Below are 19,882 nucleotides of genomic sequence, written 5' to 3'. Positions count from 1 at the left end.
GGCCCGATGTCCCCGCTCGCCACCGGTCGGCGCCGCGTCCGACGTTCTGTCGCAGCAGGAGCCCCGCTCGCCGTGATCGCGGCCCTCGTGGCGGCGGGTCCGGCCGCGGGTGCGCAGTCGCAGGACGCGCATGTCGTGCGGACGGCGACGCTCGGGGACATCCCGCTCGGCACGTTCAGCAACGGGCTGCTGCCGGGGACCGTGGACAACGACCGGGGCATCGACCTCGGCGGCATCGGCAGCGACATCTACTCGGCCGGCCGCAAGGGCGAGTTCTGGACCATCACCGACCGGGGGCCCAACGGGCAGATCAAGGTGGACGGGACGAAGCGCCGTACGTTCCCGGTGCCGGGCTTCGATCCGGCGATCGTGAAGGTCCGGGTGTCCGGCGACACCGTGAAGGTGCTGGACGCGATTCCGATCACCACGTCCTCCGGGAAGGCCGTCACCGGCCTGTCGAACCAGGCGGGGCGTGACGAGGCGCCGTACTCCTACGACGCGAAGACCCCGCTGTCGTACAACGCGAACGGGCTGGACACCGAGGGCATCGTGCGGGCCGCCGACGGGAGTTTCTGGCTCGTCGACGAGTACGGGCCCTCGCTCGTGCACGTCTCCGCGCGCGGGAAGGTGCTCACCCGCTACGTGCCCAAGGGGCTGAACCTGACCGGCGCGGACTACCCGGTGGTGGAGGCGCTGCCGTCCGTCCTGCTGCATCGGAAGATCAACCGCGGTTTCGAGGGTCTCGCCCAACTGCCCGGCGGCGACCTGGTGATGGCGCTGCAGAGCCCGCTGTCCCTGCCGGACACGGCCGCGGGTGAGGCCTCGCGCACCACGCGTCTGCTGCGCTTCTCGCCGAAGAAGAAGGCGGTCACCGCCGAGTACGCGTACCGCTTCGACCCGGTGAACGTGGTGGACCCGAGCGAGGACGACACCTCCGAGCTGAAGATCTCCTCGGTGGTCGCCGTGGGCGGCAACCGGCTGCTGGTCGAGGAGCGCACCGACAAGGCCGCGCGGCTGCAGCTGGTGAAGCTGGACCGGGACGCGAACATGCTCGGTGGTGCCTATGACGACGACACGACGTCGCCGTCCCTGGAGCAGCTCGAGGACCCGGCGGCCTCGGGTGTCCCGGTGCTCGGCAAGAAGCTGGTCGTCGACCTGGGCAAGGTCGCGGGGGTGCCCGGGAAGATCGAGGGCGTCGCGCGCGTGGACCACGACACGCTCGCCCTCATCAATGACAACGACTTCGGGATGACCGACGGCGCGGGCGCGTTCGACACGCAGGGCCGGCTGGTCGACAGCGGCATCGAGACAACGGTGACCTACGTGCGGCTGCCGCACGGGATCTGATCTCGTCTCACGGCAGTTCTATGCCGGACGGGATCAGCGACTCGATCTCGCTCGGGATGTCGCTCGGCAACTCGCTGGGCAGCTTCGACGGCAGTCTGCTGGGCAGTTTGCTCGGCAGTTCGGTCGGGATGCTCAGCGAAGGCGAGGGTTTGGAGCTCGCACTGCTCTCGCCCGGCGACTTCTTGTCGGGCGAGTCGTCGTTCCCGGAGGTGGCCATCAGCACCACGACGCCGACGGCCACCAGCGCCGCGATCACGACGAGCACGAGGAAGAGTGGGCTCCGTCGCCTCCTGGGTGGTTCCGGCGGCGGCTGCCAACCGCCGTATGTAGGCGGCTCGTTGCTTCCCGGAGGGGGGCCGTACCCTCCCCCGGGTCCATAGCCCTCTCCCGCCCCGTAGGCGGGGCCGAAACCGTCGGAGGGCGGTCCGAAACCGCCGCCCGGAGGCGGCGTGTCACCCGGCGGCCCGGGCGGCTGAGGCGGTACGGGCGGCATGGCCATACCGTCCAGAGTCGCCTCACATCGGGCACGGCGCGACCCCCGCACGGAAGTTGATACGGCTCCAAGCCATGGACCGCACGATTCCGGAGCATTCCGCGCGGGGATCGCTCAGGCACGCACGCGTACGTCGCTTCAAGCACGTACGCGTGCGCGTGCCGTTCAGCCGCGAGCGCCCAGCAGGTGGTCCATGGCCAGCTGGTCGAGCCGCTCGAAGGCCATGCCGCGCGCTCCGGCCGCCTCGACGTCGAACTCCTCGAAGGCACTGCGGTCCGCAAGGAGGGCCTCAAGGCCGTCGGCGGCGGTCGGCTGGGCGAGCTGGTCCAGGCGCGAGGCGGCCAGGGCCTCCTGCACCTCCGGGTCGGCGCGGAAGGCGGCCGCGCGCTCCTTGAGGATCAGGTAGTTGCGCATGCAGCCCGCGGCCGACGCCCACACGCCGTCGAGGTCCTCGGTCCGCGGCGGCTTGAAGTCGAAGTGGCGCGGACCGTCGTAGCCGGCGCTCTCCAGGAGGTCGACCAGCCAGAACGCGGCGCGCAGGTCGCCGGCGCCGAAGCGCAGGTCCTGGTCGTACTTGATGCCGGACTGGCCGTTGAGGTCGATGTGGAAGAGCTTGCCCGCCCACAGGGCCTGCGCGATGCCGTGCGGGAAGTTCAGCCCGGCCATCTGCTCGTGGCCGACCTCGGGGTTGACGCCGTACAGCTCCGGGCGCTCCAGGCGCTCGATGAACGCGAGCGCGTGGCCGACGGTGGGCAGCAGGATGTCGCCGCGCGGCTCGTTCGGCTTGGGCTCGATGGCGAACTTCAGGTCGTAGCCCTGGGAGGTGACGTACTCGCCGAGGAGGTCGAAGGCCTCCTTCATGCGGTCGAGGGCGACGCGTACGTCCTTGGCGCCGCCGGACTCGGCGCCCTCGCGGCCGCCCCAGGCGACGTAGGTCTTGGCGCCGAGTTCGACCGCGAGGTCGACGTTGCGGATCGTCTTGCGCAGCGCGTAGCGGCGCACGTCGCGGTCGTTGGCGGTGAACGCGCCGTCCTTGAAGACGGGGTGCGTGAAGAGGTTGGTGGTGGCCATCGGCACGGTCATGCCGGTCGTGTCGAGGGCCTGGCGGAAACGCTTGATGTGCGACTCGCGCTCACTGTCGGAGGACCCGAAGGGGATCAGGTCGTCGTCGTGGAAGGTGACCCCGTAGGCGCCGAGCTCGCTCAGGCGCTGCACCGTCTCGACGGGGTCGAGGGCACGCCGCGTGGCGTCGCCGAACGGGTCCCTTCCCTGCCAGCCGACGGTCCACAGGCCGAAGGTGAACCTGTCCTCGGGGGTGGGCTGGTAGCTCATGCCGCGGCTCCTTGCTTGCTTGCGACTATTTCGTCATGGCGGTTTACAAATTAGTATGCGGTCGCGTCCCTGGGAAGGGACAAGATGTCCCCGAAGGGGTGAGGTCCGGGTCGCCATGGCTCGGGCACCCTCGAAGTAGCAGGTCAGAGCACCGCAGAGCCGCGGAAAAAGGGAGAGCCCGATGTCAGCAGCCGAGGGTCCGCTCGTCGTCGGCGTGGACACGTCCACCCAGTCCACCAAGGCGCTTGTCGTCGACGCGGCCACCGGTCAGGTCGTCGCGAGCGGCCAGGCGCCGCACACCGTCTCCTCCGGAGCGGGCCGCGAGAGCGACCCGCGTCAGTGGTGGGACGCGCTGTGCGAGGCGCTGCGCCAGTGCGGCGATGCGGCGCACGAGGCCGCCGCGGTGTCGATCGGCGGCCAGCAGCACGGCCTGGTCACCCTGGACGAGCGGGGCGAACCGGTCCGCCCGGCCATGCTGTGGAACGACGTGCGCTCGGCGCCGCAGGCCCGCCGTCTGATCGAGGAGCTGGGCGGCCCGAAGGGCTGGGCGGAGCGCACCGGCAGCGTGCCCGGACCGTCCTTCACGGTCACGAAGTGGGCCTGGCTCGCCGAGAACGAACCGGAGGCCATCCGCGCGACCAAGGCCGTGCGCCTGCCCCACGACTACCTCACCGAGCGCCTGACCGGGCAGGGCACGACCGACCGCGGCGATGTCTCCGGTACGGGCTGGTGGGCGTCCCAGACGGAGTCGTACGACGAGGAAACGCTCGCGCACGTGGGGCTGGATCCGGCGCTGCTGCCCCGCGTGGTGCGGCCCGGCGAGGTGGCGGGCACCGTGCGCGACAGCCACGACCTGCCGTTCTCCAAGGGCACCCTGGTCGCGCCCGGCACCGGCGACAACGCCGCGGCCGCGCTGGGCCTGGGGCTGCGTCCGGGCACTCCGGTGCTGAGCCTCGGCACCTCGGGCACGGTGTACGCCGTCTCCAAGCGGCGCCCCGCCGACCCGACCGGCACGGTGGCCGGCTTCGCCGACGCCCACGGGGACTGGCTGCCGCTGGCCTGCACCCTGAACTGCACGCTCGCCGTCGACCGCATCGCGACCCTGCTGGGTCTGGACCGCGAGGCCGTGGACCCGGTCACCGGCGTCACGCTGCTGCCCTACCTGGACGGCGAACGCACCCCGAACCTGCCGAGCGCCTCGGGCCTGCTGCACGGGCTGCGCCACGACACCACCGCCGGCCAGCTCCTGCAGGCCGCCTACGACGGTGCCGTGCACTCGCTGCTGGGCGCGCTCGACCTGGTCCTCGACGAGGACGCGGACCGCTCGACGCCGCTGCTGCTGATCGGCGGCGGCGCCCGGGGCACCGCCTGGCAGCAGACGGTACGAAGGCTGTCGGGCCGCCCGGTCCAGGTCCCCGAGGCCAAGGAACTGGTCGCGCTCGGCGCCGCGGCGCAGGCGGCGGGCCTGCTGACCGGCGAGGACCCGGCCGCGGTCGCCCGGCGCTGGAACACCGCCGCGGGCCCGGTGCTGGACGCCGTGGAGCGGGACGAGACGACGCTCGCCAGGATCGCCGGGGTACTCTCCGACGCGGCCCCGCTGCTGGAGCGAGGAACGGACTGAACGGACTGACGGAGGCATGACCGCACCGCTGCACGAGGCCCACCCGGCCGGCCCGGGACGGGCGCTGCCCGACACCCAGCAGGGCATGCGCCGCCGCAATCTCGCCCGGGTGATGCACACCGTCAGCGCCGAGGGACCGCTCTCCCGGGCCGCCGTGGCCTCGCACATCGGGTTGACCCGGGCCGCGGTGTCGACCCTCGTCGACGAGCTCATACGCACCGGGCTGCTCGAGGAGCTGGGCCCCGAGCGGCCCGGCCGGGTGGGGCGGCCCGGCTCGGCCCTGGCCGTCAGCGGCCACGGCCCCGCCGGGATCGGTGCCGAGATCGGCGTCGACCACCTCGCCGTCTGCGCGGTCGACCTGCGCGGACAGGTGCGCTCCCGGGCCGTACGGCACGGCGCGAACCGCGGCCGCTCCCCGCGGCCGGTGGTCGAGGAGCTCACCGAGCTAGTGCGCCGGGTCGTCGCCGAGGCGGAGCGCGAGGGACTGTGGCCCGCGGGACTCGCGGTGGCCGTACCGGGCCTGGTGGCGCGCGACGCCCGCACCGTCGTCCGCGCCCCCAACCTGGACTGGCACGACACTGACCTCGGGGCCCTGCTGCCCGACGACTTCGCCCTGACCGTCGACAACGAGGCCAACTTCGGCGCGCTCGCCGAACTCTGGCTGGCCGACGGCACTCCGCACGACTTCCTGCACGTGTCGGCGGAGATCGGCATCGGCGCGGCGGTCGTCGTGGCCGGCGGGCTGCTACGCGGGACGCGCGGTTTCGCGGGCGAGTTGGGGCATGTCCCGGTGCAGCCGGAGGGGCCCGCGTGCCCGTGCGGCGGCCGGGGCTGTCTGGAGCAGTACGCCGGTGAGGAAGCGGTGCTGCGCGCCGCGGGTCTGGAGCCGGGCGAGGACCGGGTCGGGCTGCTCGCGGGCCGGGCCGCCGACGGCGACGAGGACGTACGGCGTGCGCTGCGCGACGCGGGGACGGCGCTCGGCATCGCGCTGACCGGGGCGGTCAATCTGCTGGACCCCGAGAGCGTCGTGCTGGGCGGCGCGCTGGCCGGGCTCGCGCCCTGGCTGCTGCCCTCGCTGGAGGCCGAGTTGGACCGACGGACCGCGGGCCCCGCCTGCCCGGTGAGCGTGTCGCGGCTGGGTCCCGAGGGGCCGCTGTTGGGGGCGGCGCACTCGGTGGTGCGGGCGGTGCTGGACGATCCCGCGGCGGTCGCCGAACGGGCCTGAGCCCGGCCCCGCACCACCCGTTCTTCATCCGCTTTCACTCGGACGAGTGGCCGAGATATCCACAACCGCGCCCTCGTCCACCGAACCACGGCGCACTCTTCTGCCCAACCCGCAAGCGCCGTACCGTGATTCACACGAGGCGCACCCGTCGGTCGGTCGGGAGGTGCGCTGCGTATCGGCGTGAATTGAGGGGGATTCACATGTCGGGGGAAGCGGACGCAGGTCTCACCGGCACAGGTCTCAGGCGCGACGCGATCGGACTGCGCGAGGTCCTGTTCCAGAGCATCACGGCGATGGCGCCGGCCGCGGCGGTCGCCGCGTCCATTCCGTCCGGTGCGGCCTTCGCGGGCGGCAGTCTGCCGCTGGCGGTGCTGGTCGCGCTGGTGGCCTGTCTGTTCACCGCATCGTGCGTGGCCGAGCTGGCGCGGGAACTGCCGGCCGCCGGCTCAGTGTCCACGTATGCGGCGCAGGGGCTGCACCCGACTGTCGGCTTCCTCGTCGGCTGGGGCTATGTGTTCGTGGAGGCCCTGGTCCCGCCGCTGCTGCTTCTGCAGCTGGGCTTCACGACGGCGGGCACACTGCATGAGGAGTGGTCCTCGTATCCGGCGGATCTCTGGTGGCCGTGGGCGCTCGCGGGGGCTGCGATCATCGCGGCCGCGGGGTACTTCGGAGTGCGTGCCTCGGCCCGCTTCGGCACGGTCCTCGGCGTCTTCGAGATCGTCGTCTTCCTGGTGTTCGCCGTCTGGCTGATCGGCAAGGCGGGCGGGGACAACACGCTGTCGGTGTTCGGGACTTCGCACACGGCCGAGGGGCACGAGGGAATCGGCGGGATCTTCGCCGGCTCGGTGTACACGGTGCTGGCCTTCGCCGGATTCGAGGCCGCGGCCCCGCTCGCCGAGGAGACGCGTGACCCGCGCCGGACGATGCACCGCGCGGTCCTCGGCGCGGCCCTGGCGATCGGCCTGTTCTACGTGATCACCACCTACGCCATGACGGTGTACTTCGGGCCGGACCGGTTCGCAAAGTTCGGCGCCTCCGGCGACGCGTCCTGGGAGGGCGTGGCGCGGGCGTCGTTCGGTCTGTTCTGGGTGCTGGTGTTCCTGGCCGTGGTCAACTCGACGATCGCCAACGCCAACGCGTGCGCCAACGTCTCGACGCGGACGGCCTTCGCCCTGGCCCGCATCCGCGTCCTGCCCCACCTCTTCGCGGCGCTCCACCCGAAGTACCGCTCGCCCGTCGCGGGGATCGCCGTGCAGACGGTCGTGGCAGTCGGTGCGGTGCTGGGGCTGGGGTTCGCCTACGACCCGGTGACGGCGTTCCTCCTGCTCGCCACGGTCATCGTCACGGTCGTGATCGGTGTCTACATCGTCGTGAACCTCGCCTGCGCCGGCTATTTCCTGCGCCGCAGGCGGGAGTTGCTCAAGCCGGTACGGCATCTGCTGCTGCCGGTGCTCGGCATCGTCGCGTTCGTGCCCGCGCTGCTGACCGCGGCGGGCCTGCCCGTCTTCGACTTCGTCACCGAGCTGACCGCACCGGTGTCCTACGCCGGTCCCATCGTCGGGGTGTGGATGGCCGCGGGGGTCGTCGTGCTGGTCGTGCTGATGCGGCGGCATCCCGAGCGCATAGCCGAAACCGCCCGCGTCCACCTCGACGACCCCTCCCCCACCGGCCTTGCGCAGAACGGAGCAGCACAGCAATGAGCGACCCCCGCATCCTGACCGTCCGGCCCGAACCGGGCGAGTACGCCTGGACGTTCGGCGGCGCACCACCGGTGGCGCGCATCGCGCCCGGCACGGTCCTCGACCTGTACACGGAGGACTGCTTCGCCGGACGGGTGCGCTCGGAGAAGGACCTGGTCTCCGAGGTGTGCGAGTTCCCGTTCCTCAATCCGCAGACCGGCCCCTTCCACGTCGAGGGCGCCGAACCGGGTGACACGGTCGCCGTGCACTTCGTGTCCATCGAACCGGCCCGTGACTGGGCGGCGTCGACCACGGTCCCGCTGTTCGGCGCGCTCACCTCCACGCACACCACGGCCACGCTGCAGCCGCCGCTGCCCGAGACCGTCTGGATCTGGCAGCTCGACCGCACCCGCCGCACGGCTCTTTTCCGGGCCCACGACAGCGACATCGAGGCCGAGCTGCCCATCGACCCGATGCACGGCACCGTGGGTGTCGCCCCGGCCAATCTCGAGGTCCGCTCGGCGCTGGTGCCCGACGCGCACGGCGGCAACATGGACACCCCCGAGATGCGGGCCGGCGTCACCTGCTACCTCGGGGTGAACGTGGAGGGCGCACTGCTCAGCCTCGGCGACGGGCACGCGCGGCAGGGCGAGGGCGAGACCTGCGGGGTCGCCGTCGAGTGCGCGATGAACACCGTGGTGATCGTCGAACTGCTCAAGGGGATCGCCACACCGTGGCCGCGTATCGAGTCGGACACGCACATCATCTCGACGGGCTCGGCACGCCCGTTGGAGGACGCTTTCCGGATATCCCAGCTCGACCTGGTGCAGTGGCTGGTGCGCGACTACGGGTTCAGCGAGCTGGACGCGTACCAGTTCGCGACCCAGGCGGTCGAGTCGCCGTTGGCCAACGTGTGCGACACCAACTACACGTGCGTGGCCAAGCTCCGCAAGCAGTGGCTGCCCGGCCGCGAGACACACCGCGGGATACACGCACAACTGCGGGAAACCGCAGCGGCCCTGCGGCGCTGAGCCACAACGGCGAATCGGCCACCGCTCGGGGGATCCCGGTCGAAACGGTTGTCCGCACGCGTACCCGGAGTGACGATGTCCCCAGCCGCATCGCCAGTCGGGGAGGCCGAGTTGACCGATCCGTGGGTGGCCCTGGAGCCGGGGGCCGACCCTGCCGAGCACGCGCGGATGCTGCGTCGCGCGCACGAGACATTCACCGAAGTGGGCACGGTGCCCGGCCCGGTGCGTGCGGTGGTGGCCGAGTCGTGGCGGCGTTCCGCGCGGGCCGGTGTGGGGCCCGACGGCACGGCGAGTGTGGAGCTCGCGGACGGTGACCTCGGCACGTACCGGGCCGAGCATCCCCTGGCCCGGGTGATGCCGCTGTTCCGTGAGCTGCTGGGGAGCTTCGCCGCCGACGGCGAGCATCTGCTGGCGGTGTGCGACGCGCACGGCAGGTTGCTGTGGGTCGAGGGCCATCCGACGACCCGGCGGCGCGCGGACCGGATGAACTTCGTGCCGGGTGCCCGGTGGGCGGAGACGGCGATGGGCACCAACGCGCCGGGAACCGCGGTCGCCGTCGACCGGCCCGTGCAGGTCTTCGCGGCCGAGCACTTCATCCGTCACGTGCAGCCCTGGACGTGCGCGGCGGCTCCGGTGCACGATCCGCGCACCGGGCGGGTGCTCGGTGCCGTGGACATCACCGGTGGGGACGGGCTGGCGCACCCGCACAGCCTGGGCTTCGTGCAGGCGGTCGCACGGGCGGCCGAGTCCCAGTTGGCGCTGCTCGTGCCGGAGCAGCCCGCCGCCGACACACCCGAGCTGACGGCACTGGGCCGGGACGAGGCCCAACTCCTCACCGGCGGGCGCAGGATCAGGCTCAGCCGCCGGCACAGCGAGATCCTGGTCCTGCTGGCCCGGCACCCGGAGGGCCTGACCGGCGACGAGCTGCTGTGCGCGCTGTACGAGGACGAGTCGGTGACGCCGGTGACCTTGCGTGCCGAACTGGCCCGGCTGCGCAGGGTGCTCGGGCCGGGGCTGCTGGAATCGCGGCCGTATCGGCTGACGGTTCCTGTCGAGTGCGACGTCGCCGTCGTGGAGCGGCGGCTGGAGACCGGTGCGGTGACGGCGGCCGCGGCCGCGTACGCGGGGCCGTTGCTACCGGGTTCCCAGGCCCCGGCGGTGGTGCGGCTCAGGCACCGCCTCGCCGACGGCCTGCGCACGGCGTTGATCGCCCGCCGCGATCCAGACCTGCTGGCGGACTGGGCGCACGCGCCGTGGGGCGAGGACGACCTCGATGTCTGGCGGGCGCTCGCGGCGGTCCGCCCGACAGCGGCCGTCCGCGCCCGACTCGCCGCGCTGGAGGGCGAGTTGGCGGCACCGGCCGACTGGCCCGGCGTCACAGGCCGCCGGAGAGCCACGCCGGCGTAGCACCCTCGCAGGCCGGACGCCGGCGACGGCGGTCCGGGCCCGTCTTGCGGTACTGGAGTCGAGCCGACGGTACCGGCCGACTCCGCAGACGCACGGCAACGTAGTTGCAACGTCCCCGTCCCTAGCCTCCCCGCGAGAGCTGCCCAACGGCGGGCAGCGCTTCGAAGGAGGCAGGCCAGCATGACCCGTTACGCGGCGCCCGGCACCGAGGGCGCGATCGTCTCCTACCAGGCGCGCTACGACCACTTCATCGGGGGCGAGTACGTACCGCCGGCCCGCGGGCAGTACTTCGAGAACCCCTCGCCGGTGAACGGGCAGCCGTTCACCGAGATCGCGCGCGGCACGGCGGAGGACGTGGAGCGGGCGCTCGACGCGGCGCACGCGGCCGCACCGGGCTGGGGCCGCACCTCGGTGACCGAGCGCTCCGACATCCTGCTGAAGATCGCCGATCGGATGGAGGCATACCTCGAACCGCTGGCGGTCGCCGAGAGCTGGGAGAACGGCAAGCCGGTGCGCGAGACACTGGCCGCCGACATCCCCCTCGCCATCGACCACTTCCGCTACTTCGCGGGCGCGATCCGCGCGCAGGAGGGCTCGCTCGGCGAGGTCGACGACGACACGGTGGCGTACCACTTCCATGAGCCGCTCGGCGTGGTCGCGCAGATCATCCCGTGGAACTTCCCCATCCTGATGGCGGTGTGGAAGCTCGCCCCCGCCCTCGCCGCGGGCAACGCGGTCGTCATCAAGCCCGCCGAGCAGACCCCGGCCTCCATCCACTACTGGATGAGCCTGATCGCCGACCTGCTGCCGCCGGGCGTGGTGAACATCGTCAACGGCTTCGGCGTGGAGGCGGGCAAGCCGCTCGCGTCCAGCCCGCGGGTGGCGAAGGTGGCGTTCACCGGCGAGACCACGACGGGGCGGCTGATCATGCAGTACGCCTCCGAGAACATCAAGCCGGTCACCCTGGAGCTCGGCGGCAAATCGCCCAACATCTTCTTCGACGACGTATGGGCGAAGAACGACGACTTCCGCAACAAGGCCCTCGAGGGCTTCACCATGTTCGCGCTCAACCAGGGAGAGGTGTGCACCTGCCCGTCCCGGGCGCTGGTCCAGCGCGGCCACTACGCCGAGTTCCTCGAGGCGGCGGTCGCCCGCACCGAACTGATCAAGCCGGGCCACCCCCTCGACACCGACACGATGATCGGCGCCCAGGCCTCCAACGACCAGCTGGAGAAGATCCTCTCCTACCTGGACATCGGCAGGCAGGAAGGTGCGAAGGTCCTCACCGGCGGCGAACGCATCGAGTACGACGGCGAGTTGAAGGGCGGCTACTACGTCCAACCGACCATCTTCGAGGGCGACAACCGCATGCGGATCTTCCAGGAGGAGATCTTCGGCCCGGTAGTCTCGGTGACCTCCTTCGACGACTTCGACGACGCCATCAAGATCGCGAACGACACGTTGTACGGCCTCGGAGCCGGTGTGTGGACCCGGGACATCAACACGGCCTACCGTGCGGGCCGCGCGATCCAGGCGGGCCGCGTCTGGACGAACTGCTACCACGCCTACCCCGCACACGCCGCGTTCGGCGGCTACAAGCAGTCCGGGATCGGCCGCGAGACGCACAAGATGATGCTGGACCACTACCAGCAGACGAAGAACCTTCTCGTCTCGTACTCCCCGAAGAAGCTGGGCTTCTTCTAGGCACAACAAAAGGGGCGCCTGACCAGGGCATATGCCTGCCAGACGCCCCTCTCGGAGCACAACTAGGTGGCGAGTCGAAACACGCCCTTACTCCCGATATCTCCCACCGCTATCCCACCTTCGACCAGTAGTTCCGGGGCATTTCCGGGCCAAGGTTCCACTAAGACTCCCTCCGGGTCTTCGGCCAGGTTCTCCCAGCGCCGCATGGAGTCCTCGATCAGCCGGTTGGCGTGATTCCTCGTCTCGGCAAGGAACTTGGCGTAGTAGCGGAAGAGGACCTGGATGCTCTGGCCCGCTCGGCGCGCGCACTCCGCTGGGTCGACGCCGGAGGCCAACCAGAACGAGATGCCGGCGTGGCGCAGGTCGTAAGGGCGCTTCGCCAGGTTGAGGGATTGCTCGTCAAGAGTAAGAGCGGCCTCGCGTGCTCGCCCCCAGGTGATGTTGTACGCCGAGGCATCGATGTAGTTTCCCGCCCCGTTGCGGAACACACGTCCGTCGGGGGCAACTCCGAACTGTCGTATGTGTTCGCGCAACATACGGACGAGGACGGGAGGAATCGGGACTGGTCGCGTGGCCTTGGCTGCCCGGCGCTTCAAAGAGTGGATCTCGTGTACAGCGCCGTCGTCTGTCCACTCCTTACCTGCGGTCACAACGCCGCCCTTCAGGTTCAGAAGTCCCCACCCAGTCGCCGGGAGCCGGCACTGTGACTTCTGGAGGTGTATGACCTCCGCCGGGCGCATGCTGGCGTAATACATGCAGCCGAAGAAGGCGTACAGGTGAGGGCCACGGCCGGGCAGGGCCTTCACAGCAGACAGCAGGCGAGCAACCTGAGCAGGATTCGGCACGCAGTCGGGGTCGACTTCGTCATCGACTTCCGGCGCCGACCAACGTAGGCCATTGAGCGGGTTGTGCGCGAAGTAACCGCGTTCGACTGCTTCCTCGAACACCTCGTTGACCGCTGCCCTCTTTCGCTTCACGGTCTTCGCGGCAGCTGCTGTCCCATCAAGTTTCCGGCAGAGTCCGTCGAGACCCCGCCTCAAGACGTCCCGCTCCTCCAGTTCGCTGACAGGCAGTGAGTGGCGCTCCAGCCACTTGAGTGCGACCTGCCACTCTTCTCGGGGATCGTCCTGCCACGCGTTCTTGTTGAAGGCCCACGAGTACAGGGCTCGACGCAGTACGCGAGGTTCCCGGTAGACAGCACCCCCCTCGACGAACATGGGGGTAATCGTGGCCAGGGCTTCCGCGATCGTGCGGCGGGTGTTCCCTGGGGTCCGCCCCCACCTCTGCTCAACGTATGCCCGAGCGAGGACGTACCACGTCGTACGCTGCTTCAGAGCCCGGATCTCGGAGGCCGGCAGGCCGGACTGGGTATCGAAGGGTTCGCCGTCGCGAGCGGCGGTCATCAGCTTGGACCGTCGACTCTCCGCAAGTCCCTTGGTGCGGAAGGACTCGGAGTTCTCCCGGCCGTTGACCGTCCAGCGGACCTCGAAACTCGAGCGACGATCGGCCCGCTCGCGTATCTCCCAGAATCGAACCTTGTAGCTCATCGCCATTCAGGCGTATCCCTTTCACACGCATCCCACCACGCATCCAGATCGGCGCGATGGCAGCGCAGTTCTCCATTCGGCAACTTGATCATCCGAGGAGCCAGCCCTCGGGCCCGAAGGCGATAGAACGCGGACGGGCTCATGCGGATCTCTGTGAGGACTTCGGCAAGTTTGAGTGCGGGAGGTCGTGGCATCGAAGTCTTCTCGATTGAGTGGGACGGAAGCGTTGAGTGCAACGGTTGTCAGCGCTCCACTTGCGACTCCGCCCATGGGGTGGACGGCACGCGTCATCCGCCAAGGCAGCGTGGAGCATCTGTGTCACCGCAGTCAGCGAAGCGGGGGCTGCAGACCGACGGGAAGCGGCCAGTGGTAGCCGCCCGCTTCCCCTCCTTCTATCTACCTGCCGCCTCGCTGAGTCCGTTGGGCTCCCCGGCCAAGCAAAGCCGCCACGAACGACTCAATGGTCTTCACGATCGCCGGTTTGGCCAACCGGCGATCGTCGGCTATGTTGCGCCACCGCCTGCCCAGCGCCGACTCGAAATCACGTCCGTGGCATTACCCCATCGAGACTCATACTCGGCCTGCCAAACATGCGCCTCGCACGTGACCCAAGGGGCATCGGCGACCTACGACCGGCAGCCTGGGCTGAAGTTGCGATATTGAACGGCCAGTCGAAATAGGATGAGCACCTCGCCAAATCCACCGTCAAGCCACTCATTGGCCTGCCTACGTGAGTGTTGTACGTTGACATAGCCCCAGAACGAGTTCCAGTCTTTCGAGGATCATTCCCGTCTGCCGTGAGCGAATACGGAGGCGTGGACATTCGAACCGCGGGGCGACGCTCTCAGAGCCGATGCCTGAGAGGCCCCAGCCCCAGGGCCGTTACCGTGAGTGTGCCGCTCGACGGTTGCCCGTTGTTCTCCGTGCGTGGTGGTCGGCGGAAAGCCCGTGACAGCTTCACAGTGCTGAGGGCACCTGACATGCCGCCGCTCCACCTCGGGGCCACCCGGTCAGCACGGTATCGGCATGCCGGGCCATCCGGCGCTTCACTCCCTGCGGGTTCGGTGCGTCTCAGGTCCGGTTGGCGGTGCTGGGACGCGCGGGAAAAAGCCGGGGCGGGCTCCGCTGCCGCTGAAAGTGATGATCCGTGCATGCTCGAGGACGTCTGAGGGCGGCGTTGCGTTCTCGACGACGATGGCCTGGCCGGGGAAGGCCAGGAACGAGCGGTAGAAATGGTCGATCACGTTCGGGGGGATGCGGTCGGCGTCAAAGTCCGGCTCTTTGTACGTCACCAGGGGCGAGTCCAGGACGAGGAAGCCGAGATGTGGGAGTCTGCGGTCCTGGCAGTAGCGGGCCAGGGCAATAGAGAATGCGGCGTGCAACAGAGCGCGCATGCCTCGGCCGTGGCCGGCGCGCGCCGTTCCGCCGGCACTGACGTCCCCGCTGTAGGGGTCGTAGCCGGCGCCTTCCACCTCGGGGATCCGCCAGGAATCCAGGGTGCGTTGGAAGATCCCGTCGAACGACGACAGGATTCTGCCCGCGATCAGGGATTCCCGCCGCTTGGACGGCAGGGCGCCCTGGGCTACCAGCTGGGAGCGGTGCTCTTCCAGTTCATCGAGCCGGGCCCGCAGTTCCAGGTCGCGTTCAACGCGCAGCCGCTCGCCGACAGTGTCCTCCAGCCCCTCGCGGAGAGGGGCCAGTCGGGCTTCGATCTGCGCCAGGGCCCGGTCTGCCTCGGCCGCCTGCTCTCTCAGGGCAGTGCGGCGTTCGGCCAGCTCATCGCGCTGGCTCTCCAGCCCTTCAATGGTCAGCCGGAGGTCTGCGAGGAGGGAGTGCGTTTTGGCGGACTCGACGAGCACGGCCTCGTGCAGCTGGGTGGTCTCCTGATGGCCGTGCTGGGCCTGCTGGTGTTCGGGGTCCGCCCCGCAGAAGACGCAGCGGCCGACCTGGAAGTAGCCCAGCAGATTGCCCGCCTCGCTGACCATCTCCAGACGAGCGAGGTCTGTTTCGTACTGCTGACGCAGGGTGTCGAATCGCCCCAGCAGGTCGAGTACCTCACCCAGGCGTGCCTCCAGCTCGGCGTCCGTCTCGGCCAGGTGTGCACGGGCGGCGACGGCGCGGGCCTGCTGCTCGGACTCGCCGGCCAGCGAGCGGGCCATGTCGTTGAGGCTGTCCTCTAACCGGGCCAGCTGATCTCGCAGCTCGTCGGGGGTCTGGTCGCGGGAGAGTTTGGCGTGCAAGTCCAGTGCCAGCGAATCGATCAGGTTGATCTTGCCCCGCTGAACGCGCCGTTGAGCAGCATTGGGGAGTTTGGTCGCCGGGGGCTCGTCCTCTCCGGTCAGCATCAGTTTCATGACCGAGCGTGCGGTGGTCATGGCCGCGGTGCCGCGGGTGCGCTGCGAGGGCGGATTCGGATCGATCATGCGGGTGTCGGTGACCACGCTGAGGTGGGTCAGGTCGGCAAGCTTAAGCAGTTCGGTGTTGCCGCCCTCGTTGGTGCGAACGTAGGTGTCGTCCAGTCCCAGTTTGCTGAGCAGGTAGTGCGAGATGTCACGGCGGCTGCGGATCCTGCGGGCCGAGACGATCGCGTCGGGGGTGGCGTGGGACAGCTCCCTCAGGTCGTCCTGGTGCACGTGAATGCTCTTGCCGCCGGGCTTGCGGACCAGTGTGAGAGGCCTGCCGTCGGGAAGCAGCAGGCCGAGCAGGATCTGTCCGTATCCTTCAGCACGCGGGATCGAGGGACGGACATGACCGCCGAGCATGTAGTCGATGGAGTCGACCAGGAAGGTCTTGCCCGTGTTGGAGGAGCCGTAGATCACCGTGAACTTGGGGTCGAACTCCACGCTGGCCGTCGGCAGGCCCGCACCGGCGTACGTCAGATGGGTCAGGGTGAAATTAGCCACGGCCGACCCCCAGGTGCTGCATGTCGGTGGTGAATTCGTTGTGCCAGCGGGTCGTGATGTCGCGTGTGGCCGCCACCGCGTCCGTGGCCGAGGCGAACTGCTCCACGGCCCACTGCGCGCGCTGACGCAGTTCGCCGACGTACGGAGCCTCAAGGATGCCGACGAACCCCGAGCCGCGCGGGGTCACTTGGTAGACGAGCCCGCCCTCGGTCGCCTCCACCGTGGCCAGGCCGGCGCGCAGCAGCACCTCCAGCCCTTCCTGCATCATCTGCCGTTTCATGCCGAGCTCGCCCGGCTGGGCGGGCAGGCGGGGGTGGAGGCTGGGCGGACCGTCGAACTGACTGCTGTGCAGCATGGCGTGGTCCAGGACCACCAGCCAGGAGAGGTCTAGTGGGTGAGGATGGCTGTGGGCCAGGAGGACCAACGTACGCATCCCCACTTCGACCGGACTGTTGAGCGGGTTCATCGGCAACCTCCTTTGCACCAGTGCAGCTTGTCGACGTTCGCCAGCTGGTGGCACATGCCCTGACGTTGGCTGTTGCGGAATAGGTGCAGCAGGGGCGATCCGGTGAGGGCCATCTGCCCAGAGGCTTTGAGGACCTGCTGGAGGCGCTCCCACCCCGAGGCGTAGTCGATGGCGGCCACCTCGATCAGGTTGGTCAGCACGTCGTCCTGTAGCTCCTCGTAGGTGTCCCCCGCGATGCTCTCTCGTGCATACATGCGTAGGGCTTCCGCGTCGAAGAACGCCACTCTCTGCCGCCCAAGATGCTCTCCCGAATCGGGATACTCGAAGGCGTGCTGCACGGTGGCGATGTCCTCGCCGAACCTCTCCTGGTAAACGTCCAGGAGCTGCTGGAGGTAGCGCGCTTCGTTGACCTGGGGCTCGGGAGGGGGAAGGAGCTTGCGGGGCTTGCCGGTGGGCGGCAGGTTGAAGCGGGAGGCGAACAGCGGCGACTTGCTGTAGACCTCCAGGACCTCGTCCAGGTTCACGGTCCAGAACAGCGAGAAGTCTGTGCTCTCCACTAACGCCCGCACGGCCGCCCGGGTCTGTGGGGACAACGCGGCGACCGGCTTGGTCCGCCCGTCCAGGTACGTGAGAAACCGCTCCTTCAGCGCGGTCGGGGTCAGCACCATGTCCTTCAGCCGGGGATGGATCTTAGGTGCTACGAAGATGTACCGGGCGGGGAGCGTCCGGCTCGTCTCCAGCGCCGCCACGAACGGTTTGATCATCTCAGGCAGCGCGTCGTCGAGCGTGAGGTCGTCGGCGTAGTGCTTGCACTGATAGCAATGCCAGACACCGCTCAGCCGCTGCTCGCTCATGAAGGCCACGACGTCGGCACCGCGGTCGTTAGTCCCGCCCAGGACCTCCACGCCGAGGTAGCCGAACTCGTCCTTGCGCATGCGGACCCACTCGCAGGTGAACTGCTCCCACTGCTCCGGCGTCCAGTAGAAGACCTGCTGCAGGGGTGTCCGGGTGTCGAACTGGTTGTGCGGCACGACCGACGGCGGCGGCACATACTGCGACACGGACACACCGTCCGCGCCCCTCTGGCCACCGCCCTGCGGCAATGCGTCCACTCCTACCCCCCCCATTACCGTCTTCGTAGCCCCGCAACGGGGTTACCGGCCTTCGGAGTTGGCATGACTACCTCCCCTTGTCGAGTGCATGGCCCGGGGGGTGGTGTCACCAGCTCCGAAGGCGCTGACAGACCACTGATTAGGGGCATGACCACCGACCTTTCCGCAGGTCGGGAGGCTCTTCGTAATGTGGATGTGGCGATCAGTGCCGTGGCAGGCCGGGTGAACAGCACCGAAGGAACCACGACGTGATCGACACCAGCGACATCGACGTCTACCTCGGACTGGACGTCGGCAAGGGCGAACACCACGCCACCGCACTCACCCCGGCCGGGAAGAAGACCTTCGACAAACGGCTACCCAACAGCGAACCCAAGCTCCGCGAGGTCTTCGCCAGGCTGCAGGCCAGACACGGCACCGTCCTCGTGGTCGTCGACCAGGTGGCCTCCATCGGGGCCCTGCCGCTGGCAGTCGCCCGGGACCTGGGCTGCCACGTCGCCTACCTGCCCGGATTAACGATGCGGCGGATCGCCGACCTCTATCCCGGCGAGGCCAAGACCGACGCGAAAGACGCGTTCATCATCGCCGACGCGGCCCGGGCCATGCCGCACACGCTTCGCTCGGTCGACCTCGACGACGAGACCATCGCCGAGCTCCAGATGATCGTCGGCTTCGACGACGACCTCGCCGCCGAGGCAAATCGCCTCTCCAACCGGCTCCGCGGCCTGTTCACCCAGATCCACCCGCACCTGGAACGAGTCATCGGCCCGCGCATGCAGCACCCGGCCGTCCTCAGAATGCTGGACCAGTTCGGCTCGCCGGCCCAGATCCGCAAGGCCGGACGCCGACGACTTATCGCCCTGATCCGCCCGAAGGCGCCCCGCATGGCCGAGCGTCTGATCAACGACGTCTTCACCGCACTGGACGAGCAGACCGTCGTCGTCCCGGGCACAGACGCGGCCGCGCTGATCGTGCCGAGCCTCGCCAACTCACTCCAGGCGGTGCTCGACCAGCGCAAAATCCTCGCCCACCGGATCGAGGAACTGCTGGAGGCCCACCCTCTTTCCAAGGTCCTGACGTCCATGCCCGGCATCGGCATCAGGACCGGAGCCCGCATCCTCATCGATGTCGGCGACGGCACCGCCTTCCCGTCCGCCGCCCACCTCGCCGCCTACGCCGGCCTCGCCCCGGCCACCCGCAGCTCTGGGTCCTCCATCCGAGGCGAACAGCCGTCCAGACGGGGAAACAAGCAGCTCAAACGGGCCTTCTTCCTCTCCGCGTTCGCCGCCCTGGCCGACCCCGCCTCCCGCACCTACTACGAAAAGAAGATCGCCCAGGGAAAGCACCACACCCAAGCGCTCCTCTGCCTCGCCCGACGCCGAGCCGACGTGCTCTTCGCGATGCTCCGCGACGGCACCTTCTACCAACCACCAACCCCGACTACCCCTTGACCAAAGTCATAGGGGCACCCCCCCCGGTGCGCCGTTTCCCCCAAGTACACGCCGCTGCCCACTTCTACCACCGGAGATCGTCGATGGACAGGGTGCCTCCACCAGGGCTCGGTGACGGCTCCGGCGCCGGGGCGGATGTCCCGGCGCTCAGTGGGTGTCACTGGATGTTGATGGGCGCAGGGGAGCATGTCGGCGGTAGCTGTTCAGCCGGATCCCCAATCACCAGCAGCGGGTAGCGGAACTGCCACCACCGAGCTTGTTCGGCCATCACATTTCGGCTCATACCGAGCGGCTTGATCGGTGCTGTCGCCGCTCGGAACCAATCGTCCAGGGCATCGAGCTCGGGCTTACGGAGCCTGCGGATCCGTTCGGTCAAGATCGACCAGGCATCGTGGAACCAGTCGCGATCGACGATATCGTTGTCGAACTCCCAAGCCCACGTGGTGTCGAAGCACCGTCTCGCGCCCGTTGGGGACGTTCCGGTTCACCGCCGTCCGGCCGCCATCGTCCATGACGGCGATCTGCGACCGGCGGCGGTGCACATCGATCCCGACGTAAGCCTGC

At 69.3% G+C, this 19,882-nt stretch carries 15 protein-coding genes; 8 read left to right on the top strand and 7 right to left on the bottom strand.

The annotated features are described in order from the left end of the window. Positions 1 to 6 precede the first annotated feature (6 nt). Entirely contained in the window at positions 7 to 1,347 is a 1,341-nt protein-coding gene (locus ACFY1L_RS36520) for an esterase-like activity of phytase family protein (protein WP_388834077.1), read from the top strand. A 7-nt stretch (positions 1,348 to 1,354) separates the two neighbouring features. Here ACFY1L_RS36520 and ACFY1L_RS36515 read toward each other — a convergent pair whose 3' ends face one another. Further along, a complete protein-coding gene (locus tag ACFY1L_RS36515) occupies positions 1,355 to 1,612 on the bottom strand; it encodes a hypothetical protein (protein WP_388834074.1) in 258 nt (85 codons plus the stop codon). Between the two features lie 393 nt (positions 1,613 to 2,005). Then, positions 2,006 to 3,172 carry a xylose isomerase gene (xylA, locus tag ACFY1L_RS36510; RefSeq protein WP_388834071.1) on the bottom strand — a complete coding sequence of 389 codons (1,167 nt, stop codon included), beginning with the start codon at positions 3,170 to 3,172 and terminating at the stop codon, positions 2,006 to 2,008. A gap of 181 nt (positions 3,173 to 3,353) precedes the next feature. Here xylA and xylB point away from each other — a divergent pair, with 181 nt between their 5' ends. The 6 genes from xylB (at position 3,354) to ACFY1L_RS36480 (ending at position 11,839) form a co-directional block, all read left to right on the top strand. Beyond that, positions 3,354 to 4,793, top strand: a complete 1,440-nt coding sequence (gene xylB, locus ACFY1L_RS36505) for a xylulokinase (protein ID WP_388834068.1) — start codon at positions 3,354 to 3,356, stop codon at positions 4,791 to 4,793. A 16-nt stretch (positions 4,794 to 4,809) separates the two neighbouring features. Beyond that, the gene (locus tag ACFY1L_RS36500; RefSeq protein WP_388834066.1) at positions 4,810 to 6,018 is read left to right on the top strand and encodes an ROK family protein; all 1,209 of its coding nucleotides are present in this window, start codon (positions 4,810 to 4,812) and stop codon (positions 6,016 to 6,018) included. Between the two features lie 200 nt (positions 6,019 to 6,218). Further along, a complete protein-coding gene (locus ACFY1L_RS36495; protein WP_388834063.1) occupies positions 6,219 to 7,718 on the top strand; it encodes an APC family permease in 1,500 nt (499 codons plus the stop codon). Continuing rightward, positions 7,715 to 8,728: an acetamidase/formamidase family protein gene (locus tag ACFY1L_RS36490; RefSeq protein ID WP_388834060.1), complete on the top strand. Its 1,014-nt coding sequence runs from the start codon at positions 7,715 to 7,717 to the stop codon at positions 8,726 to 8,728. Before ACFY1L_RS36495 ends, ACFY1L_RS36490 begins: the two co-directional genes overlap by 4 nt. A 111-nt stretch (positions 8,729 to 8,839) precedes the next feature. Beyond that, positions 8,840 to 10,135 (top strand): GAF domain-containing protein, encoded by a 1,296-nt coding sequence (locus tag ACFY1L_RS36485; protein ID WP_388834057.1) that lies wholly within the window; start codon positions 8,840 to 8,842, stop codon positions 10,133 to 10,135. A 180-nt stretch (positions 10,136 to 10,315) separates the two neighbouring features. Continuing rightward, a complete protein-coding gene (locus tag ACFY1L_RS36480) occupies positions 10,316 to 11,839 on the top strand; it encodes an aldehyde dehydrogenase family protein (protein ID WP_388834054.1) in 1,524 nt (507 codons plus the stop codon). A gap of 62 nt (positions 11,840 to 11,901) precedes the next feature. Here ACFY1L_RS36480 and ACFY1L_RS36475 read toward each other — a convergent pair whose 3' ends face one another. The 5 genes from ACFY1L_RS36475 to ACFY1L_RS36455 form a co-directional block, all read right to left on the bottom strand. Further along, positions 11,902 to 13,392, bottom strand: a complete 1,491-nt coding sequence (locus ACFY1L_RS36475) for a tyrosine-type recombinase/integrase (RefSeq protein ID WP_388834052.1) — start codon at positions 13,390 to 13,392, stop codon at positions 11,902 to 11,904. After that, positions 13,383 to 13,580: a helix-turn-helix transcriptional regulator gene (locus tag ACFY1L_RS36470; protein WP_388834049.1), complete on the bottom strand. Its 198-nt coding sequence runs from the start codon at positions 13,578 to 13,580 to the stop codon at positions 13,383 to 13,385. The genes ACFY1L_RS36475 and ACFY1L_RS36470 overlap by 10 nt, the downstream gene beginning before the upstream one ends. Before the next feature lie 852 nt (positions 13,581 to 14,432). Beyond that, a complete protein-coding gene (locus ACFY1L_RS36465; RefSeq protein ID WP_388834046.1) occupies positions 14,433 to 16,205 on the bottom strand; it encodes a hypothetical protein in 1,773 nt (590 codons plus the stop codon). A gap of 76 nt (positions 16,206 to 16,281) precedes the next feature. After that, entirely contained in the window at positions 16,282 to 16,755 is a 474-nt protein-coding gene (locus ACFY1L_RS36460; RefSeq protein WP_388834043.1) for an ABC-three component system middle component 2, read from the bottom strand. Beyond that, complete coding sequence (locus ACFY1L_RS36455) at positions 16,752 to 17,816, bottom strand: ABC-three component system protein (RefSeq protein WP_388834040.1); 1,065 nt, start codon at positions 17,814 to 17,816, stop codon at positions 16,752 to 16,754. Before ACFY1L_RS36455 ends, ACFY1L_RS36460 begins: the two co-directional genes overlap by 4 nt. A 299-nt stretch (positions 17,817 to 18,115) precedes the next feature. On the opposite strand from ACFY1L_RS36455, the gene ACFY1L_RS36450 reads away from it, so the two are divergent. Beyond that, positions 18,116 to 19,318: an IS110 family transposase gene (locus ACFY1L_RS36450; protein ID WP_388834037.1), complete on the top strand. Its 1,203-nt coding sequence runs from the start codon at positions 18,116 to 18,118 to the stop codon at positions 19,316 to 19,318. Positions 19,319 to 19,882: the final 564 nt, after the last annotated feature.

Origin of the sequence: Streptomyces sp. NPDC001663 (assembly GCF_042893105.1) — a bacterium.
Classification (GTDB): domain Bacteria; phylum Actinomycetota; class Actinomycetes; order Streptomycetales; family Streptomycetaceae; genus Streptomyces.
Note: the sequence above shows the minus strand (reverse complement) of the source record. Positions and strands in the feature narration are given on the sequence as shown.

What these genes read in the sequence shown, in the direction of transcription:
- ACFY1L_RS36520 (WP_388834077.1), top strand. Translation starts at nt 7, where the DNA reads ATGTCCCCGCTCGCCACCGGTCGGCGCCGCGTCCGACGTTCTGTCGCA.
- xylA (WP_388834071.1), bottom strand. Translation starts at nt 3,172, where the DNA reads ATGAGCTACCAGCCCACCCCCGAGGACAGGTTCACCTTCGGCCTGTGG.
- xylB (WP_388834068.1), top strand. Translation starts at nt 3,354, where the DNA reads ATGTCAGCAGCCGAGGGTCCGCTCGTCGTCGGCGTGGACACGTCCACC.
- ACFY1L_RS36500 (WP_388834066.1), top strand. Translation starts at nt 4,810, where the DNA reads ATGACCGCACCGCTGCACGAGGCCCACCCGGCCGGCCCGGGACGGGCG.
- ACFY1L_RS36495 (WP_388834063.1), top strand. Translation starts at nt 6,219, where the DNA reads ATGTCGGGGGAAGCGGACGCAGGTCTCACCGGCACAGGTCTCAGGCGC.
- ACFY1L_RS36490 (WP_388834060.1), top strand. Translation starts at nt 7,715, where the DNA reads ATGAGCGACCCCCGCATCCTGACCGTCCGGCCCGAACCGGGCGAGTAC.
- ACFY1L_RS36480 (WP_388834054.1), top strand. Translation starts at nt 10,316, where the DNA reads ATGACCCGTTACGCGGCGCCCGGCACCGAGGGCGCGATCGTCTCCTAC.
- ACFY1L_RS36475 (WP_388834052.1), bottom strand. Translation starts at nt 13,392, where the DNA reads ATGGCGATGAGCTACAAGGTTCGATTCTGGGAGATACGCGAGCGGGCC.
- ACFY1L_RS36470 (WP_388834049.1), bottom strand. Translation starts at nt 13,580, where the DNA reads ATGCCACGACCTCCCGCACTCAAACTTGCCGAAGTCCTCACAGAGATC.
- ACFY1L_RS36460 (WP_388834043.1), bottom strand. Translation starts at nt 16,755, where the DNA reads ATGAACCCGCTCAACAGTCCGGTCGAAGTGGGGATGCGTACGTTGGTC.